Consider the following 17238-nt stretch of genomic DNA (forward strand, 5'->3'; position numbering starts at 1 on the left):
ATAATTACTTAGTACGACCAAAGGTTAAGCTCCCAGTCCATCAGGTTCTTTTTAACCCTTTCCGACTCATAAAGCTTATCAATACCCTGGGCATAATCTTTTATACGTTCATCCTTATCGTTACTTTCTTTCACGATATAGCTGGTAAATATCCTTTTCATGAAAACATCGTCAAAGCTCAAACCGGTAGCATCACTGTTACGGCTTGCCACTTCTTTGGTAGCCAGTATAGGTCGGGCTTCGGGAAAGTAAACCCAAAATGCAGGCTGGTAATCCAAATCAACATTACCGGCTTTTGGTTTAATTAATGGAGCTATACCAACAATACGTGGTTCAAATACCGAGCGTTGTTTGTCAAAAACCCAATCTTCCTTAATACGGAACTTCACAACGCTATCCGGGTTAAATTCTCCGGCCTGCAGGGATGAACCTATTTTGTTACCATCTTTATCAAACTTGTCAACAACAGAGCTATCGGCTAATTTGGATTTTGCACCACCTGCCGAAAGTGGAATTGTAAAACCATCGCCTCCCGGATCATCTCTCGTTGGTATCGGGTCGTACGCTGTTAACTCGCCCGCCGCAATAGCGCTTAATAAAATATCGATCAAACGCGCTTTAGGCGAAGCCAGGTATTGGTTCATCTTTTCGCGGATGTCAATTTCGCGCCATACGCGTTTAGCATATACTACATCGTTCTCGCGCAGATTAGGCAGCGGGGTAACGCGGGCATTTAAAATATTGTTCTTTTTATAGTATCCATCAAGCGGCCTTTCAAACGGTTTGTTGGCATCAAAGGCTTTACGCTTGGCACTATCAACCGCTGGCTGGCTGGCCACATTATCCTGCTGACTTGATTGTCGCTGAACCTGGGGTGCGGTTTGCTTTGCAGTACTGGTGGTAGTAGCTCTCCTGGTACGCTTTTTAGCCGGGCGCTTCTGCGCAAATACTGCCGAAACACAAACTAAGCAAAGCACAACAACTACCAAACTTTTCTTTTTCATACGCTTTTAATTTGCGGATAATACAATCGGGTCAAGTCCTCTTGGTGATCCATCAGGGCCAACTGCCACTATATCTTTAAAGATAACAGTAGAGCCCGGTGTGATCGTGTTTATCGCGGCACGCATAGCACCTGTTAGTTCAGACCCGCTGCCTGATAATATAACGGCATCCTGGCGAGGCTTTACTATAAGTACGGTGAAACGTGTTACGTTAAATTTAGCATCAAAATCAAAATTATCTAATTTGGCAAATACCCTGTCCTGCGCACGGATGTTAGCAGCACTGGTATTACCGCCGCTTTTGCCGGCAAACTGAGGTTTAGGATCAGGGATCCGTTTAACACGGAATAATGACGAACCTAAAACCATACCTTTTTCGCCTGTTACGGTTACGGTTGCAGTACCCGGGCTACTTACCGTAGCAGTGTAATGACCACCGCTACCGCTGATAGAACCTCCAGACATATTTACCTTCATGCTTTCCTTAGGCACACCAGGCGCCGATACAGAAAGCGGGTTAGGTACACCTATATACAACACGTTCATTTTATCGGGCGATACCACAGCCGAAGGTTTGGCAACCATATACGATGCAGATATTGGATATACCTTTGCAGGGCCTTCAACCTGTTTAACAGATAAGCTACCAGTCCAGGTGTGTAAACCCTCGCCGCTTGCGGTAGCTGTATAAGTACCAACACCATTTGATGTAGGTACAGAAGAACCGCCAACGGTAATTACCGGATTTGATTTTTGATCGTAAGCTGTTAAGTAGATCTCGGCTTTGTATTGCTGCCCTGCCAAAACATAACTGCTTGGTGCAACAGCAACCGCTTTAAACTGGTTTAAAGTTACCTGAGCCACATCTACCTTACCTAATATCTTTTTAACCACTTCGTTTTCGGCGTTTTTATTATCTGCTTGTATCTTAGCCAATGTTGTTAAGGCAGCACCCAATGGAATACCATCACCAAAGTAGGCTTGCTGCCAGGTTTTTTTCTTTGGGCCAATGGCATTTAAAGAAAAGTTTACACCTGTGCTATCCTTACCCAATATTTGTAATAAGTGGGCACGAGTACTTTCAATCTTTTCTTTTAGTACATCAGCCTTTTTATTGTTGATCATTACCTCGGGAGATATGTCTAAACTTTCCCTTGCATCAACGTCACCCGTTTCGGGGTTTATGCCACCGCCTCTTTTTATTAATTCGGCTTTTAATTCTTCAATATATGAGTTCAGATCATCAGCTGCTTTACTTGCCGATTTTGCCTGCCCTTCCAGCTTCTGAGCTTTCTCAGGTTGTTCTTTTAACTTGGTTGCCTCAAATGCTGAGTAAGTGCTTTGTAAACTGGTAGTAACGTTATTTCTTGACTGATCTAAACTGCTTGTAATATTTTTAAAGGCATCTAACAGGCTATCCGGAACATTAAGGGCAATTAAGCCTAAAAGCACCAGGTATAATATACCTATCATCCGCTGTCTTGGGGTTTCCTTACCTCCGGCCATCTATTATAAATCTTACTTGTTAAAAATCTGTTTTATATTAATTAACCCTTGGTTGGTTCATTGCTGTTAACATGTTACCGTAAACCGAGTTTAACGATGCCAGGTTTTTAGCTAAACGTCCCACTTCCTCCTTAAACTGTTTGGAATCATCTAACGATTCGTTGAAGTTGTTCATGGTTAATGACAGATTTTTATAAAAGTTGTTCATTGATTTTAAATGCGCACTTGAATCCTGTAACTCCAGTTCATAAACAGCATTTAACTCGGCCAGGTTGCGGCCCAGTTTGTTTACCTGCTCATGATAAGTTTTTGAATCGATATTTGAGTTGGCCATTTCGGATAAATTAGCTGATGCCCTATCAAAGGCGCTGCTCAATTTGTCATAGCTTGCTGATGCGGTTTTCACTTTATCAGTAAAAGCAATGGTAGCTTCGCCGGCGTCAGTTACCTTTGAGATAGCCGCTACCTTATCGCCAAATGTTCTTAAGCCATCGCCAAGGCTGCGAACCAGCTCAGGGCCTATTTTAGCGTCTTCCAGCATTTTGTCTAAAGCCTGGGTTGTATTTCCAGTGTTGCTGATTGCTGGTCTTGCAGATGCTTTTGGCAGCTCACCGCTAAAATCCTCACTTAATTCAGGGTAAACGCGTACCCAATCAATATCTTTTTCTTCCCGTTGAAAACCCAATAGGAAAAATAAGCAGGCTTCTGCCAATAATCCTACGGTAATAAACTCGGTAGCAAATTTCCAGTGCTGTATTTTAAATAGTAACCCGATGATAACCACCGTTGCTCCCCATGATACTATGTTCCCTATTCCGTATGGTTTTTTCTTCCCAGCCATAATAATTCAGAAATGATTTTTAGTGTAGATAGATGTGTTTATTAGTTTGTTTATCGTTTGTCTTTAATATCCCGGCCCAGGTACTGGGTTACGCAGCGGAAACCAATGTATGATTTCGCGGTATCCTGATATTCATAGGTGCGTGTAGCATTCTGAAGGAAATATCCTACATCCTTCCACGAGCCGCCGCGTACCACTTTACGTTTAAGCACTTCCGGATCGGTTGACTTAGCCTCATAATTAAAGGTTGGTGCCAGATCATGCACAAATGAAGAAGCCGATTCATCGAAAGAAGAAGCTGTCCACTCGGCTACGTTACCTGCCATGTTATACAACCCATAATCATTAGGGAAGTATGAACGCACGTTCACCGTATATGCTCCGCCATCATCTGTATAGTTACCGCGGCCGGGTTTAAAGTTGGCCAGCAGGCAGCCTTTTGCATTTTTAATATAAGGGCCACCCCAAGGGTAATCTGTACCTATCCTGCCGCCACGCGCAGCGTATTCAAATTCGGCCTCGGTTGGCAAGCCATAAGGCTGGCGGTGAGGCAAACGGCGCGAATCTTTATAAGCATCATTGTAACGGGTACGCCATACTGTATACGCCCTTGCCTGTCTCCAGGTTACACCAACTACCGGGTAATTGCGGAAAGCCGGGTGCGAGAAATATCCCTCAACCATAGGCTCATTGGCAGCGTATGAAAAATCGCTCAGCCAAACCAAAGTATCAGGGTAAACAGCTACGGTATCGCGCAAAATAAAGTCAGAGCGCCTTTTGGTTCTATCTCCTTTATAATTGGCGGCATCACGCAGTACCATTATCGAGTAGTTGTATTTTAATATACGAACATCAATTTCATTGCGGTCAAACACACGGTCTTCGCCCTGGTAGTACATGCCCTGTAATTTTTGAGCATTGCCAGTCTGGCCTTTTTTGTTGCTCCAGATCGGGTTTTTCTTTACGTAGCTCCAATTGATGAATTTTTTGCCTGTATTGTTGGCTGGAGTGCCTTTAGGCTGCAGATAATATTTATTATCGTTCACATAATTGGTAATGGCGATAGAGTCGCGAACCCAATATACGAATTGCTTGTACTGGCTATTGGTGGTTTCGGTTTGATCCATGAAGAACGGAGCCACCGTAACCTGTTTGGTTTGCGATATTTGCGCAAAAGTTACATCCTGATCGGTTTGCCCCATCAGGAAAGTTCCGCCGGGAATATAAACCATACCGTAAGGTACTTCTGACCTAAACGACCGTTGCTGAATTCCGGTTACCTCTCCCCTGTCTCCGCCTTTGCTACAACCGCTCAATATCCCGCAAGCTAAAACAACTATTAATAAGTATATCTGCTTCATGTTAAAACCAATTCAGTTATATAAACTATAACACCATATGACACTCCGAATATATCAAAATTTTGCGCTAAGAATGACAAAAACATTTCATTTAAGGCCGCTATATAGCCAAAACGAATGAATTATGCATTATCTGCAAGTTAAATTATGATATATTAAACAACCACTAAGCTAACCACAATGATGTAAATTAGTTGGCATTACTACGCTTATATTACAAAAAAAGTTACAACAGGAACAAATACTTTTTAATATTTATTTGTTTACTAACTTAACATATTGCTCAACAGCCATGGTCATTGACGGGGCCGCAGGAGTTGGCGCCGGAATGTCAAGGATCAATCCCGCCTCGAGCACAGCTTTGTGCGTTGTTGCGCCAAAAGCCGCTATGCGTGTATTGTTTTGTTTAAAATCAGGAAAATTTTTGTATAACGATTGAATGCTTGATGGGCTGAAAAACGCAATTACATCGTAAAACACATCGGCCAGATCAGACAGATCGCTGCAAACTGTGCGGAACAGTACTGCCGGTGTAAAGTTGTAGCCGTTTTCAAGCAGGAAGCGCTGGGTTTCTTCGGCAGCCACATCTGAGCATGGGTAAAGGAATTTTTCAGACGAATGCTTTTTCAATACCTCTGCAAGGTCAGCAGCGGTTTGTTTGCCAAAAAATATTTTACGCTTACGGTATTGAATATATTTTTGAAGATAGAGGGCAATAGTTTCTGAAAGGCAGAAATACTTCATTTCTACAGGTACTTCAAACCTCATTTCTTCGCAAATACGGAAAAAATGATCAGCAGAATTACGACTGGTAAAGATAACGGCGGTAAAATCTCCCAGGTTTATTTTTTCTTTCCTGAAGTCTTTAGCCGGAACACCTTCAACATGTATGAACGACCTGAAATCAATTTTCAGGTTTAGCTTTTTAGCCAGTTCTGCATACGGATTCTTATCGTTTTCGGGTTTTGATAAAGTAACTAAAATACTTTTAACCTTTTTCTTTCTGTCTTCCAAATCAATTCTATTAACTAACTAAATTCTAATATTCAATGCCTTAATTAAAATTAAAATAGGGCAAATTTCGAGGGCACAAAGATACGTAAATAAATAAAACTTATGAAATCGAAAAGTAGAAATTATATTTACGCTGCTTCTCAAATATTGCCATATAAATATCACCACAACAATAATAAGCGTTAAAGTAAGCAAAACAGACACGTATTGGCTGCCTAATAAGCTAAAGCAAATTATTACGGGCAAAAATATAAATGCTATGTTAAAGTAGGTAAGATGTAATATGTTCAGATATTCGCTTACCAACCGGTTTATATCAAAAATAAAGCCAAGCAGTTTCAAAATCAGGAATTTAAGTCCAAACAGTATCATGATGATCACCGTAAGCGACACAAAAAGCCTGCTGCCTGCAACAATGTAATAAATGCCATTATACGCTGCCAGTTGGTATAAAAAAACACCCAGGGTTAGGCAAAACAATAAAAACAAGCCCAAAAAGGCCCATGGGCTCACCAGGCTTTCTTCCTTACCGGTTAGCGAGAGTACCCGCTTACTGTAAAACGATTGCAACACAAAAGTTACATCCTTATTTAAAGCGATATTAAGTATGGCGGTATATATTAATAACCCTATGATAATCCCGATGATCCAGGGATCGCGCAGGGGCCGGTTGTGCCCATCCCTGACCTTATCTTTTGACTTTAGAGTAATATCCAAAAAGCCATAACCCTTGTATAAACTATGCTTCAGTAAGCTATCGGCAAATTCTCTTTGCGTCGTGGAATCAGGCGCGTGTATGTAACGCATGGCTATGGAGTCGGCCACAAAGAGCCTGCGCGATTGCATGGCCTCAGCTACCGAATCAAGCAATGATCTGTTGGCTTTGTATACGGGTTTTGTTTGCTGAGGCAGAGTTTCCGGGCTGGCCGCTACTGAATCCTGCTGTGCAAACACGGCAGAACTAAAAAGCAGAAAAAACAGGAAACACCCAACGGCTAAACGCATTTTAAAGCAAAATATAAACCCGTAAATTTTGCTGCAAATTTATTGTAATAATTGATTGTTTCACAGATACAGAATAATTTATAATCATCTTTTAACACGAAATAAATATGCTTTTTAAATTATTAAAAACACATTAACCGTAATGTTCCTGTGTTTTAACAACCATAAAAAAAGGCCCCTCAAATCAGTATTCAGAGGAGCCTTTTTAAAACTTTATCGCAGTTGTTATTTGTTGTAGGTTATTTTATAAATAGTGCCTTTACTATCATCACTTACATAAAGCGAACCATCGGCAGCCTGTGCCAAACCACAGGGGCGGTGCTCGGCACGGCCAGACGCGGTTTGTTCTGCTGTACCTGCAAAGCCATCAGCAAATACTTCCCATTTGCCATCGGGCTTACCATTTTTGAAAGGTTGAAAAACAACAAAATATCCGGCCTGTGGCTCTGGTGCGCGGTTCCATGATCCGTGGAATGCAATAAATGCCCCATTTTTATATTTTTCGGGGAATTGATTACCCGTATAAAACAGCAAACCATCTGGCGCAAGGTGGCCTGGATATGCAGCCACGGGCTCGGCATATTTGGCGTCGGCTTCTTTTACGCCGTCGCCGCCATACTCGGGCCCTTGCATCTTTTTATGCTTTACATCATCATAGTATAAATATGGCCAACCCGCATTATCACCTTCTTTAAGGGCATACATGCATTCGGCCGGTAAAATGGCCGATTGATGAACGGTATACAAATTAGGGAAAAGCGTATTCAAGGCATCGCGGCCATGCTGCATCACAAAAAGTTGGTTATCCTGCTGGTTCCAGTCTAACCCTACCACATTGCGCAGGCCAGTGGCATACCGTACACCGTCACTTTGTTTCTGATTAAGTTTATCAGCCTTAAACCTCCATATGCCTCCGGCCGAATCCAATATAGGGCAGCCTTTTTTCTGAGGATCAAATTCGCTGCAGATGTTGGAGTAAGCACCAATGTTCACATATAGATTGCCATTATTATCCAGTGCTATGGCCTTGGGCCTGTGCGCCCTTTTAGTAACCAGGTTGCTCACTACAGTTTCCGGGTGCTCCGGATCAATAACCTCGTTATTACTGTTCAATTTAAACCGGTAAACGTCTTTATCTGATGATGCATACAAGTATCCGTTACTAATGCGGATGCCTGTACCGCCAAAAGTACCAAAGGCAGTTTTAACAGAGGTGGCATTACCGTTATCATGCAAAACAACAATGCCTTTACCATCTTTAGGCTTATCCAGATGCACATAAATATCACCTTGCTGGGTAGCTACCAAATGCCTGGCACTGCCTAAATTATCAGCAATTGCGGAGGCCTTAAATCCTTGCGGCAGGGTGAGCCCGGCATTTTCGGCTGGGTTATTTCTCAATACTTTGAAGGAGAGCAAGCCGCCGGCAGCGATGGCCGCGAGGCAACATGCAAAAATTGTCTTCTTATTCATAGCAGATTAAATTGATTATGCGAATATAAAGATATACTATAGGCCGTAAAAAGCGTAAACAGCAATAAATAAGTTACTTTGGTTTGCACAATAGCTAACAGATTTATTACCTGAATCCCATACTTTTAAAGTATCAATAACCTATTTTTATGGCTCAATTACCAATAAATAAAATCTATTAAAATACTACCATGAAATTATACTCTAACCTACGGTTCATTTGCACCTGCGTTTTAATTGTCCTGATCACTTCATTAAACGCGCTGGCTAATGCGCCATCAAGAAATTATTTCCAGCTTAAAATTTATCATTATAAAACCCAGGCCCAGGAAACCGTTATTGAGCAATATTTACAACAAGCCTATGTACCTGCCCTGCATCGCGCTGGTGTGAAGAATGTTGGAGTATTTAAACCGGTTACCCAGCAGGATACCGACAGAAGAATTTATGTATTTACACCGTTTACCTCCATTGATAAGCTATCGGGCATTGAAAACCTGTTGCAAGCCGATGCCAAATACCTGGCTGACGGTAAAGACTACATTGACGCCAATTTTAAAGAGGCCCCATATACCCGCATAGAGTCTATCGTGTTACAGGCATTCCCGGGTATGCCAGGCACTGCAGTGCCTGAGCTTACCGCCCCCAAGGCTGAAAGGGTTTACGAGCTGCGCAGCTATGAAAGCGCAACCGAGAAATACAATGTTAACAAAGTAAAGATGTTTAACCTGGGCGATGAAATAGGTTTATTTAAGCGCCTTGGGTTTAACGCCGTTTTTTACTCGGAAGTGATAGCCGGCCCGCGTATGCCCAACCTCATGTACATGACCACCTTTAACAGCAAAGCCGACCGCGACAAACACTGGGAAGCCTTTAACAATGATGCGCAATGGAAAGGGCTTACAGCAAAGGAAGAGTACAAGAACAATGTTTCGCACGCCGATATCATCTTTCTTCACCCGGCAGATTATTCTGATTTTTAAGGATTAAATTATCAGCCTTCTAATTAAGCGGCGGAAAATATCTGCTGCTTAATTAACTTTATAGTTTTACTAATCAAAAAATCTGCACCATGCCTTTTGTTGTTTTTGTCCGCTCAAAATTTCTTTTTCTTTTCGTGCTTGTAATGTTAATAACCGGGGTAAGTCATGCACAATCATCTATCCCGTTTGAGCTAACACCACAGGGCCATATCGTGGTTAAGGCCAAAATTAACGGGATTGAAGGAAATTTTATATTTGATACAGGTGCCGGTCTAACACTGATTACCAAAACCTTTTCAGATAAAATAGGTAAACTGCATAAACAAGATGGCAGCTATACTGCATTTCGGGCCACCGGTGAAAAATTAACCGCTGACCTATACGATGCTCAAACCGTTACATTAGGAACTTTTGTTGAACATAACCCGGTGCTGACAATTTTTGATGCAAACCTTGGCCCTATCGATGGTCTGATTTCGCTCATGAGTTTTAAAGAACAGCCACTTACTATTGATTACATCAACAAAAAGATAATTTTTGAAACAGATAAAAGCCTGTTCGGTATTAGAAAGTCGGGCCACCAGATCCCATTACAATTGGAAGAATCAAGAGACAAAGCGCTAACTATATTTACTTATTTTACAGTAAACAACAAGCTAACCTTACAATTTTGTATTGATTGCGGGGCCGGGGCCAATGTTTATCGTATAAACTCCAGGTATATTCCGGCTTTAGGTATCGATACCGCAAACGCCAGTAAAATAACGATCCCCAGTGAGTTTGACCCTAAGGTTAAGACCATTATTTACAATGCCAATATTAAATCGATAACTGCAAAGGCATCGCCGGATATTCAATGTCAGGATGTAAAAGCCTCCTTTATTAACGGGCTCATTTATGATGGTATAGTATCATTAAACTGGATTGGAAAACGGGTGACATTTGATTTAAAAAAACATGAAATGATCGTTAATAATTACTAACAGCACAATCACCAATTGCTATTTGATCATCAGAAAAAGCCTTCCACTATTTAACCATTAAAAGGCACCTTTGAAGCCCTGTTAAGAACAGCAATAAGGCCATCGGTTTTTCTTACCTTTGTCCCAAATGGCGGGCATCTATATACATATTCCCTTTTGCAAACAAGCGTGTTATTATTGCGATTTTCATTTCAGTACCTCGTTAAAGTATAAAGATGATCTGTTGCAGGCTCTGGTTAAAGAGATTAAGCTGCAAAAGAGCTATCTGAACAACGAAACTGTTGAAACCATTTATTTTGGTGGAGGCACCCCGTCACTGCTGGAAGCGGATGAGATCAGCAGACTGATCAATACCATTACCGAAATACACACCGTATCATCAACCGCGGAGATAACCTTAGAGGCCAATCCCGATGATTTGGATGAAGCTAAAATAAAGGCACTTCGACAAACCAATATAAACCGCTTCAGTATAGGTATACAATCTTTTTTTGACGAAGACCTGCTCTGGATGAATCGTGCACACCGCAGCAGACATGCAGAAGCATCGGTAAAAAGAGCGCAGGATGCCGGTTTTGAGAACATCACCGCCGATCTTATTTATGGCTATCCCCTGCTAACCGATACCAAGTGGAAACAAAACCTTGACAAGATATTTGAATTGGCCATCCCACATGTATCATCGTATTCCATGACGGTTGAGCCGCAAACGGCGCTGGCAACGTTCATTAATAAAAAAACACAGCCGCCTATGAACGAACAGCAAAGCGCCGCCCAGTTTGTAGTACTGATGGATGCCATGGCTGATCACGGTTTTGAGCATTATGAAATATCAAACTTTTGCCTGCCGGGGCATTACTCCAAACACAACTCAAACTACTGGCAAGGGGTAAAATACCTGGGTATAGGTCCATCGGCACACTCTTACAATGGCCAGGCCCGGCAATGGAACATAGCCAACAATGCCAAATACATACAAGGCATTGAGGCAGGTAAACTGCCTGCCGAAACTGAAAGCCTTACAGAAGAAAACAGGCTTAACGAATACATCATGACATCCATACGCACCATGTGGGGCCTTGATATGGATAAACTCAATGGCATAGCTAGTGCATCGGCAAATGAATTGCTTGTTGCCGCCCGCCGCTATTTTGATAACGGATGGATAACCCAAAAAGATAACACCCTGTACCTGACCCCAACAGGCAAGCTTTACGCTGATAATATAGCGGCTGGTCTGTTCTTTTAAATCAATAGGTTGTAAGAAATTACTGCTTCCTGAAAACCGTTCCTTCGCAGTCCCCGTATCTTCATACAAGTAGCTACCACAACAAATTTAACAAACTATCAAGGGCTCGTGATAGCTTTGTTACATTGAAAAACCAAACAAACAAGCACTTTTGGGTGTCATTAAAAACAATTCGTAAACTAATCACATAATGAAAAAACTGATCATCGCGGCGCTTGCATTAGCAACTTTTGCAATTGCGCCTAAAGTAAACGCGCAAACTAAAATGGTAGGCGGCGCAGAAATGTATCCAACAAAAAACATTGTTGAAAACGCTGTGAACTCTAAAGACCATACTACCCTGGTTGCTGCCGTTAAAGCTGCAGGTTTGGTAGAAACTTTATCATCTGCTGGCCCATTCACTGTATTTGCACCAACCAATGAGGCTTTTAATAAATTACCAGCCGGTACTGTTGATAACCTGGTAAAACCAGCTAATAAAGCTGCTTTAACAAAAATTTTAACTTACCACGTAGTTGCCGGAAAACTGAGTGCTGCTGATTTAATGGCCAAAGTAAAAGAAGGTAAAGGTAAAGCAGAACTAAGCACTGTAAGCGGCGGTACTTTAACCGTTATGGAACAAGGTAAAAAACTTTATTTGGTTGATGAAAAAGGCGGCAAATCATGGATCACCATTGCCGATGTTAACCAAAGCAACGGTGTAATACATGTTGTAAATACCGTATTAATGCCTAACTAATTATTGCAGGTTTATTGTTAAAAAAGCCCCGGTGCATATGCACCGGGGCTTTTTGTTGTGATGTATCAGCCGCCGAACACCATTACATTGGGGTAGTTATTTTGTCAGGAAAGTTTCAAAATTGGCCTAAAAAATTGGGTGTTTTTTTCAATTAATTAATTTTGCGTGTTAATTAATTGTGAATATGAGTATAATTTTAACACCCATAGATACCGTTGATAATATAAGCAAACAGGATTTTGTTAATAATTATTTAAATCCGCGTAAACCGCTTATTATTCGTAAAGCAACTGAAACCTGGCCCGCCTTACAAAAATGGACCTTTGATTACCTGAAGGAAACCGTTGGTGATCAGATTGTTCCGCTGTATGATAGCTCCAAGGCCGATCCCTCAAAAGCTATTAACGCTTCGGCCCAGGAAATGAAGTTTGCCGATTATATCGACCTCATACAATCACAACCTACTGATCTGCGCATATTTTTGTTCGACCCTATAAAACATGCTCCCAAATTACTGAACGATTACCGTTCACCATCTGATTTGATGGGTGGTTTCCTGGATAAATACCCCAATATGTTTTTTGGAGGTGCAGGTTCTGTTACATTTTTGCACTACGATATTGACCTTGCTCATATTTTTCACACACACTTTAACGGCCGCAAAAAGGTAATGCTGTTTGATTACAAATGGACAGACAGGCTTTACTGCATACCATTTGCAACCTACGCGCTGGAAGATTATGATATTGAAAATCCCGATTTTGAGAAATTCCCAGCATTAAACGGTATTGAAGGCCAGGTAGCTACCCTTGAACATGGCGATACCCTGTTTATGCCTACCGGTTATTGGCACTGGATGAAATACCTGGATGGCTCTTTTTCCATATCACTGCGTGCCTGGGATAAATCATGGGCCATTAAAGCCAAAAGCCTGTATAACTTAACTATACAGCGCAAGTTTGATAACCTGATGAAATCGCGCTTTAAAAAAGACTATATGGACTGGAAGGAAAAACTGGCTATCAAGCGTGCCGAAAATGCTTTATTTGCCGGCAGACCATGAGCTGCAAACGCCATCCGTGTCATATTTTTTTAACATAAAAGCTATACCTTTTGGGGTTTTATTTCGTTATTTTGTTTGCTTTTCGGTATTATCGTTAAATTAGTTTAAATAAAACAGCCCGGAAAGAAAACATAATATGAGTTTTATCCTCCGTCCGATTGATACTGTTGAAAATATTTCTCCTGAAGATTTTAAGAAGAACTATCTCGATCCGCGCCGCCCGCTGGTTATAAAAGGGCTTACCAAAAGCTGGCCCGCACGCGAAAAATGGACTCCCGAATATTTAAAGCAAGTAGTTGGTAAAAAAGTGGTGCCCCTCTATGATAATTCAAAGGCCGACCCATCAAAACCCATCAACTCATCGGCAACGGAAATGCCCTTTGACGATTATATCGACATGATCCGAACCAAGCCTACAGAGCTTCGGATCTTCTTTTTCAATATTTTTAAACAGGCCCCTCAATTATTGGATGATATCATACTACCTAAAGACCTCATGGGTGGCTTTTTGGAAAGTATGCCCGCCATGTTTTTCGGCGGCTCTAATTCTGTTACCTTTTTACATTACGATATTGATCTGCCTCATATTTTCCATACGCACTTTGGCGGCCGCAAACATGTAATACTGTTTGAAAACAAATGGAAACGCCGTTTATACTGCATACCAAACGCCACCTATGCGCTGGAAGATTATGATGTACTAAACCCTGATGTTAAAAAGTTCCCTGCTTTGGATGGTGTTGAAGGCATTGAGGTATTTTTAGAACATGGCGATACCCTGTTTATGCCTACTGGCTACTGGCACTGGATGAAATACATCGACGGATCATACTCCTTAAGCCTGCGCGCCTGGGATGCATCCATCAGCCGTAAGGCAGCCAGCTTGTATAACCTGGCTATTAAAGGAGGGGTTGATAGTGTGCTAAAAATGGCATTTAAAGAAAAATACGCGAAATTCCGCGAAGAGCTGGCCGTAAAATGGGCCAATCGCGAACTTGCCGCCGGGAAACCATTTTAACGTTTTACGTTGTAAGTTTTTAAAATATTGATAGCGATGGGTTTTACTCATCGCTATTTTGTTTTACAGCGATCATTGAGGGCTTGGATTTTCATCCCCCTTTTGATTATAATAGGCCTGCACTACATCGGGTAAAAAAGGAAAATAAGTAAAAGGATCATTCCTGATCTGGGTAGCTGAAACCGGTACAATTTTACAAGGCTCATCATATATTACGGCTTCGCAATCTAAAAACCTGCTCATATAGGCACCATAGGCTTCAGATGCAAATATCACATCAATGGGTGGTAGTTGTTCTTTCAGGTAATTGGCCCACAGCTTGGAAAGGCCCTCCGATGATACTGTAGTTTCCGCATCTGACAAGATCAGATCATCATAATTAAGCATGATGGGTTTTACCTTGCCGTTATCTTTATACAGCTCCTGCAGCCACTCCAGGCGTTGTGTTCCGGTAATAGGTTCGTCATCACTGGCGCTTACCAAAACTATCAGTTCATCGCAATGTTCAAGGGCAAATTCAATAAGGGCAATGTGGCCCTTGTGCAGCGGCATAAATTTGCCTATAATCAAACCTGTTTTCATCTGCAAACTCCAGTTTAAAATATCAAATTCAATACCGCAAATCTATGAAGTATGATCACATACTATCTTCCACTCCCCTTTTATTTTTTTAAACCATAAAGTATAGTAACCACCGGGCGCATCCTTAGCGCGTTTTAACTGCCAGGCGCCCATAACAAAGGCATTTGAAGGGTCAAAAACCTTTACCTGTAAAATGGTAAACTTAAGCTGCCCCATGGCGGCCTTATCCGGATATGCTTTTTTATAACGCTCAATGGTAGCCTGCCAGCCATAAAGCGGAGCCGCTTTGCCTATAAACAAAAGCGAATCTGATTTCCAGTAGCTCTGCATAAAACTATCAATATCGCCACGGTTCCAGTCAAGCTCCTGCTTTTGCATCACCTTTAAAATAGCCTGCCTGTCCTGCGCATGTAAAAGGGCCGAACCAAGCAGCATCAAGCAACATAAAATGAGTTTTTTCATGAATTAAAGATAAATAAATTGTACTGATAGCGCTTGAACAGAACCCTGATTTTGTATGAATTTCTGATTGCTGTAAAATGTTAAAATTCCTGCTATATTTGAAATATACTACACCCAAACTTTACATTAACTTTATGAAAAATCAGGTATTAAGCTTCGGCGAAGTTTTATGGGATGCCTTTGGCGATGGTAAAAAGGCAGGCGGCGCCCCAATGAATGTGGCAAGGCATTTAGTGCAGCAAGGTGTTAATGTTGCTTTCGCAAGTTCTGTTGGTATGGACAACAGTGGCGATCTGCTCGTAAGCTTCCTGCAAAAGAGCGGCTTGTACTCACCGCTTATTCAGCGTGATGACGAACTGCCTACCTGCGAAGTTACCGTACAGCTTGATGAAAACAACCAGGCAACCTATATAATTCCTGAACCTGTATCATGGGATAATATCCAGCCCGATTCAGTACTTACCCAGGTGGCTAAACAGGCATCGGCCGTAGTGTTCGGGAGCCTGGCCTGCCGTAATACCACAACCCGCGATACCCTGCTTAACCTGCTTGATGAAACCCAGGCACTGAAAGTATTTGATGTAAACTTACGGCCGCCTCACTACACCTTATCAACCATTGAAACCCTGGTGGCAAGTGCCAACGTGGTAAAGATGAATGAGGAGGAAGCCAACCTGCTTATCGGCGGCAGCAGCGATTCGTTAAGAGATCAGATCAGCGAGTTTCGCTCTAAATATCATAACCAAACCATTTGTGTAACCCGCGGCGAACACGGTGCCATAGTATGGCATGACCATGAATTTTATGAAAGCCCGGGCTGCCCCGTAAAAGTAGGCGATTCGGTAGGTGCCGGCGATGCTTTCCTGGCTACCTTTGTAGCAGGCCTGCTTGCCAAACACCCTATGCAAATGGTTGTTGATAAATCATGTTCGGTAGGTGCATATGTAGCAAGCCAGCGTGGTGCCAACCCGGTTTACCCGCCTGAATTACTACATAGCCTGGCATATTTGTAAAACGACTCACCCGGTCTACACTTCGTTGGACCGCCCTCTCTTCAGCTTCGCTGGAAAGAGGGCGTGTGAAAAGTAAAAGAAAACCCCTCTTTTCGCCGCAGGCGAAGAGAGGGGTGACAAGCGAAGCGATGCCGGGGTGAGTAATTTATACGCTATGCAATTAAAGTAATACTTACTTTACAACCTCTACCTTAAAGTTTTCAAATGTTACCGGGAAACTCTGTTTGCCCGGCGCGGCGGCAACCATACCTATCTGTACCTTTTTATCGGGCGGAAAATAAGCCAGACGCAGCATATCATACTTTTGTCCGTCAAAAGAGTATTTGATCTCCACATAATCGCCTTTGCGCAGCAGCTTGAGCCATACAGATTTGGGGCTGTCATGGCGGGGTACTACAGACCAGTCAGATACCTCGCGGGTTACAACGGCACTTACATTTTGTACGCCTTCTACATACTCTATACCGGTTTTTATCCAGTTCTTTTCATCAATGCGCACCATTAAACCGGCCTGGTGAAAAAGCTCGTGGTAGCTACCGGTTATCTTTACGCTGGCCTCAAAGTTACCGGTCATTTCCTGGTAATAAAAAGGGCCGTTATCGCGCTTAAAGCCATAGTGGGTAACCTGCCAGTAATCGGTACCGGGGTCAACGGTAAAGGTTAGTTTTTGGGCGTTGCCAGTCCATTTTGATGGCTGGTTAAACCAGCTCATGGCCGGGCCGTTTTGGGCAAAGCTACTGGTAATGGCTAACAGGCAGATCATTAGAGTTAGTTTGATTTTTTTGTGCAGGGTGATACAGGATATGTTCATTTTTTTCGGATGGATAGTATGTTGCCAAGATAAGGATTTAGTTTTTGGCAAGAATATTTGAAAACAATCAGTACAGCGTAAACAAAACTTTTATGCTGTTGATTGGTTAAGCATTATTGTTTTATATTTAA

Annotated in this window: 17 protein-coding genes; 7 read left to right on the forward strand and 10 right to left on the reverse strand. The window is 42.1% G+C overall.

Annotated features, from left to right (window positions below; translation table 11 throughout):
* Nucleotides 1-8: 8 nt before the first annotated feature.
* The 7 genes from porN to QWZ01_RS17100 form a co-directional block, all read right to left on the reverse strand.
* On the reverse strand, nucleotides 9-1004 hold the full coding sequence (gene porN / locus QWZ01_RS17070; RefSeq protein WP_290325310.1) for a type IX secretion system ring subunit PorN/GldN: 996 nt from the start codon (nucleotides 1002-1004) through the stop codon (nucleotides 9-11).
* A 6-nt stretch (nucleotides 1005-1010) separates the two neighbouring features.
* The gene (gene porM, locus QWZ01_RS17075) at nucleotides 1011-2510 is read right to left on the reverse strand and encodes a type IX secretion system motor protein PorM/GldM (RefSeq protein ID WP_290325312.1); all 1500 of its coding nucleotides are present in this window, start codon (nucleotides 2508-2510) and stop codon (nucleotides 1011-1013) included.
* Between the two features lie 37 nt (nucleotides 2511-2547).
* Complete coding sequence (porL, locus tag QWZ01_RS17080) at nucleotides 2548-3351, reverse strand: type IX secretion system motor protein PorL/GldL (RefSeq protein ID WP_290325314.1); 804 nt, start codon at nucleotides 3349-3351, stop codon at nucleotides 2548-2550.
* Between the two features lie 50 nt (nucleotides 3352-3401).
* On the reverse strand, nucleotides 3402-4712 hold the full coding sequence (porK, locus tag QWZ01_RS17085; protein ID WP_290325315.1) for a T9SS ring complex lipoprotein PorK/GldK: 1311 nt from the start codon (nucleotides 4710-4712) through the stop codon (nucleotides 3402-3404).
* Nucleotides 4713-4967: 255 nt separating this feature from the next.
* On the reverse strand, nucleotides 4968-5732 hold the full coding sequence (locus QWZ01_RS17090) for a uroporphyrinogen-III synthase (protein ID WP_290325780.1): 765 nt from the start codon (nucleotides 5730-5732) through the stop codon (nucleotides 4968-4970).
* 12 nt (nucleotides 5733-5744) lie between these two features.
* Nucleotides 5745-6731, reverse strand: a complete 987-nt coding sequence (locus QWZ01_RS17095) for a DUF4271 domain-containing protein (RefSeq protein ID WP_290325317.1) — start codon at nucleotides 6729-6731, stop codon at nucleotides 5745-5747.
* 225 nt (nucleotides 6732-6956) lie between these two features.
* On the reverse strand, nucleotides 6957-8204 hold the full coding sequence (locus QWZ01_RS17100) for a PQQ-dependent sugar dehydrogenase (protein ID WP_290325320.1): 1248 nt from the start codon (nucleotides 8202-8204) through the stop codon (nucleotides 6957-6959).
* Between the two features lie 191 nt (nucleotides 8205-8395).
* Here QWZ01_RS17100 and QWZ01_RS17105 point away from each other — a divergent pair, with 191 nt between their 5' ends.
* From QWZ01_RS17105 to QWZ01_RS17130, 6 genes are all read left to right on the forward strand, one after another.
* Nucleotides 8396-9187: an NIPSNAP family protein gene (locus QWZ01_RS17105; RefSeq protein ID WP_290325322.1), complete on the forward strand. Its 792-nt coding sequence runs from the start codon at nucleotides 8396-8398 to the stop codon at nucleotides 9185-9187.
* Between the two features lie 143 nt (nucleotides 9188-9330).
* Entirely contained in the window at nucleotides 9331-10170 is an 840-nt protein-coding gene (locus QWZ01_RS17110) for a retropepsin-like aspartic protease (RefSeq protein ID WP_290325324.1), read from the forward strand.
* Nucleotides 10171-10297: 127 nt separating this feature from the next.
* Nucleotides 10298-11419, forward strand: a complete 1122-nt coding sequence (gene hemW, locus QWZ01_RS17115) for a radical SAM family heme chaperone HemW (RefSeq protein ID WP_290325326.1) — start codon at nucleotides 10298-10300, stop codon at nucleotides 11417-11419.
* A gap of 190 nt (nucleotides 11420-11609) precedes the next feature.
* Nucleotides 11610-12158 (forward strand): fasciclin domain-containing protein, encoded by a 549-nt coding sequence (locus tag QWZ01_RS17120; RefSeq protein WP_290325328.1) that lies wholly within the window; start codon nucleotides 11610-11612, stop codon nucleotides 12156-12158.
* Nucleotides 12159-12342: 184 nt separating this feature from the next.
* Nucleotides 12343-13221 (forward strand): cupin-like domain-containing protein, encoded by an 879-nt coding sequence (locus QWZ01_RS17125; RefSeq protein WP_290325330.1) that lies wholly within the window; start codon nucleotides 12343-12345, stop codon nucleotides 13219-13221.
* 136 nt (nucleotides 13222-13357) lie between these two features.
* On the forward strand, nucleotides 13358-14239 hold the full coding sequence (locus QWZ01_RS17130) for a cupin-like domain-containing protein (protein WP_290325331.1): 882 nt from the start codon (nucleotides 13358-13360) through the stop codon (nucleotides 14237-14239).
* Nucleotides 14240-14311: 72 nt separating this feature from the next.
* Here QWZ01_RS17130 and QWZ01_RS17135 read toward each other — a convergent pair whose 3' ends face one another.
* Both QWZ01_RS17135 and QWZ01_RS17140 read right to left on the reverse strand, forming a co-directional pair.
* The gene (locus QWZ01_RS17135; protein WP_290325333.1) at nucleotides 14312-14821 is read right to left on the reverse strand and encodes an adenylyltransferase/cytidyltransferase family protein; all 510 of its coding nucleotides are present in this window, start codon (nucleotides 14819-14821) and stop codon (nucleotides 14312-14314) included.
* A 42-nt stretch (nucleotides 14822-14863) separates the two neighbouring features.
* The gene (locus QWZ01_RS17140; RefSeq protein WP_290325335.1) at nucleotides 14864-15283 is read right to left on the reverse strand and encodes a YybH family protein; all 420 of its coding nucleotides are present in this window, start codon (nucleotides 15281-15283) and stop codon (nucleotides 14864-14866) included.
* A gap of 134 nt (nucleotides 15284-15417) precedes the next feature.
* Here QWZ01_RS17140 and QWZ01_RS17145 point away from each other — a divergent pair, with 134 nt between their 5' ends.
* Nucleotides 15418-16296 (forward strand): carbohydrate kinase family protein, encoded by an 879-nt coding sequence (locus QWZ01_RS17145; RefSeq protein ID WP_290325336.1) that lies wholly within the window; start codon nucleotides 15418-15420, stop codon nucleotides 16294-16296.
* A 172-nt stretch (nucleotides 16297-16468) separates the two neighbouring features.
* On the opposite strand, the gene QWZ01_RS17150 is transcribed toward QWZ01_RS17145, so the two are convergent.
* Nucleotides 16469-17059 carry a DUF1349 domain-containing protein gene (locus QWZ01_RS17150; RefSeq protein ID WP_290325338.1) on the reverse strand — a complete coding sequence of 197 codons (591 nt, stop codon included), beginning with the start codon at nucleotides 17057-17059 and terminating at the stop codon, nucleotides 16469-16471.
* Nucleotides 17060-17238 lie beyond the last annotated feature (179 nt).

This window comes from Mucilaginibacter aquaedulcis, from assembly GCF_030409325.1.
GTDB lineage: Bacteria > Bacteroidota > Bacteroidia > Sphingobacteriales > Sphingobacteriaceae > Mucilaginibacter > Mucilaginibacter aquaedulcis.

Excerpts from the sequence above, each read along its gene's own strand:
- QWZ01_RS17135 (WP_290325333.1), bottom strand. The coding sequence starts at position 14,821 with ATGAAAACAGGTTTGATTATAGGCAAATTTATGCCGCTGCACAAGGGC.
- hemW (WP_290325326.1), top strand. The coding sequence starts at position 10,298 with ATGGCGGGCATCTATATACATATTCCCTTTTGCAAACAAGCGTGTTAT.
- QWZ01_RS17110 (WP_290325324.1), top strand. The coding sequence starts at position 9,331 with ATGTTAATAACCGGGGTAAGTCATGCACAATCATCTATCCCGTTTGAG.
- porN (WP_290325310.1), bottom strand. The coding sequence starts at position 1,004 with ATGAAAAAGAAAAGTTTGGTAGTTGTTGTGCTTTGCTTAGTTTGTGTT.
- QWZ01_RS17140 (WP_290325335.1), bottom strand. The coding sequence starts at position 15,283 with ATGAAAAAACTCATTTTATGTTGCTTGATGCTGCTTGGTTCGGCCCTT.
- QWZ01_RS17150 (WP_290325338.1), bottom strand. The coding sequence starts at position 17,059 with ATGATCTGCCTGTTAGCCATTACCAGTAGCTTTGCCCAAAACGGCCCG.
- QWZ01_RS17100 (WP_290325320.1), bottom strand. The coding sequence starts at position 8,204 with ATGAATAAGAAGACAATTTTTGCATGTTGCCTCGCGGCCATCGCTGCC.
- porL (WP_290325314.1), bottom strand. The coding sequence starts at position 3,351 with ATGGCTGGGAAGAAAAAACCATACGGAATAGGGAACATAGTATCATGG.
- QWZ01_RS17145 (WP_290325336.1), top strand. The coding sequence starts at position 15,418 with ATGAAAAATCAGGTATTAAGCTTCGGCGAAGTTTTATGGGATGCCTTT.
- QWZ01_RS17130 (WP_290325331.1), top strand. The coding sequence starts at position 13,358 with ATGAGTTTTATCCTCCGTCCGATTGATACTGTTGAAAATATTTCTCCT.
- porM (WP_290325312.1), bottom strand. The coding sequence starts at position 2,510 with ATGGCCGGAGGTAAGGAAACCCCAAGACAGCGGATGATAGGTATATTA.
- porK (WP_290325315.1), bottom strand. The coding sequence starts at position 4,712 with ATGAAGCAGATATACTTATTAATAGTTGTTTTAGCTTGCGGGATATTG.
- QWZ01_RS17105 (WP_290325322.1), top strand. The coding sequence starts at position 8,396 with ATGAAATTATACTCTAACCTACGGTTCATTTGCACCTGCGTTTTAATT.
- QWZ01_RS17125 (WP_290325330.1), top strand. The coding sequence starts at position 12,343 with ATGAGTATAATTTTAACACCCATAGATACCGTTGATAATATAAGCAAA.
- QWZ01_RS17120 (WP_290325328.1), top strand. The coding sequence starts at position 11,610 with ATGAAAAAACTGATCATCGCGGCGCTTGCATTAGCAACTTTTGCAATT.
- QWZ01_RS17095 (WP_290325317.1), bottom strand. The coding sequence starts at position 6,731 with ATGCGTTTAGCCGTTGGGTGTTTCCTGTTTTTTCTGCTTTTTAGTTCT.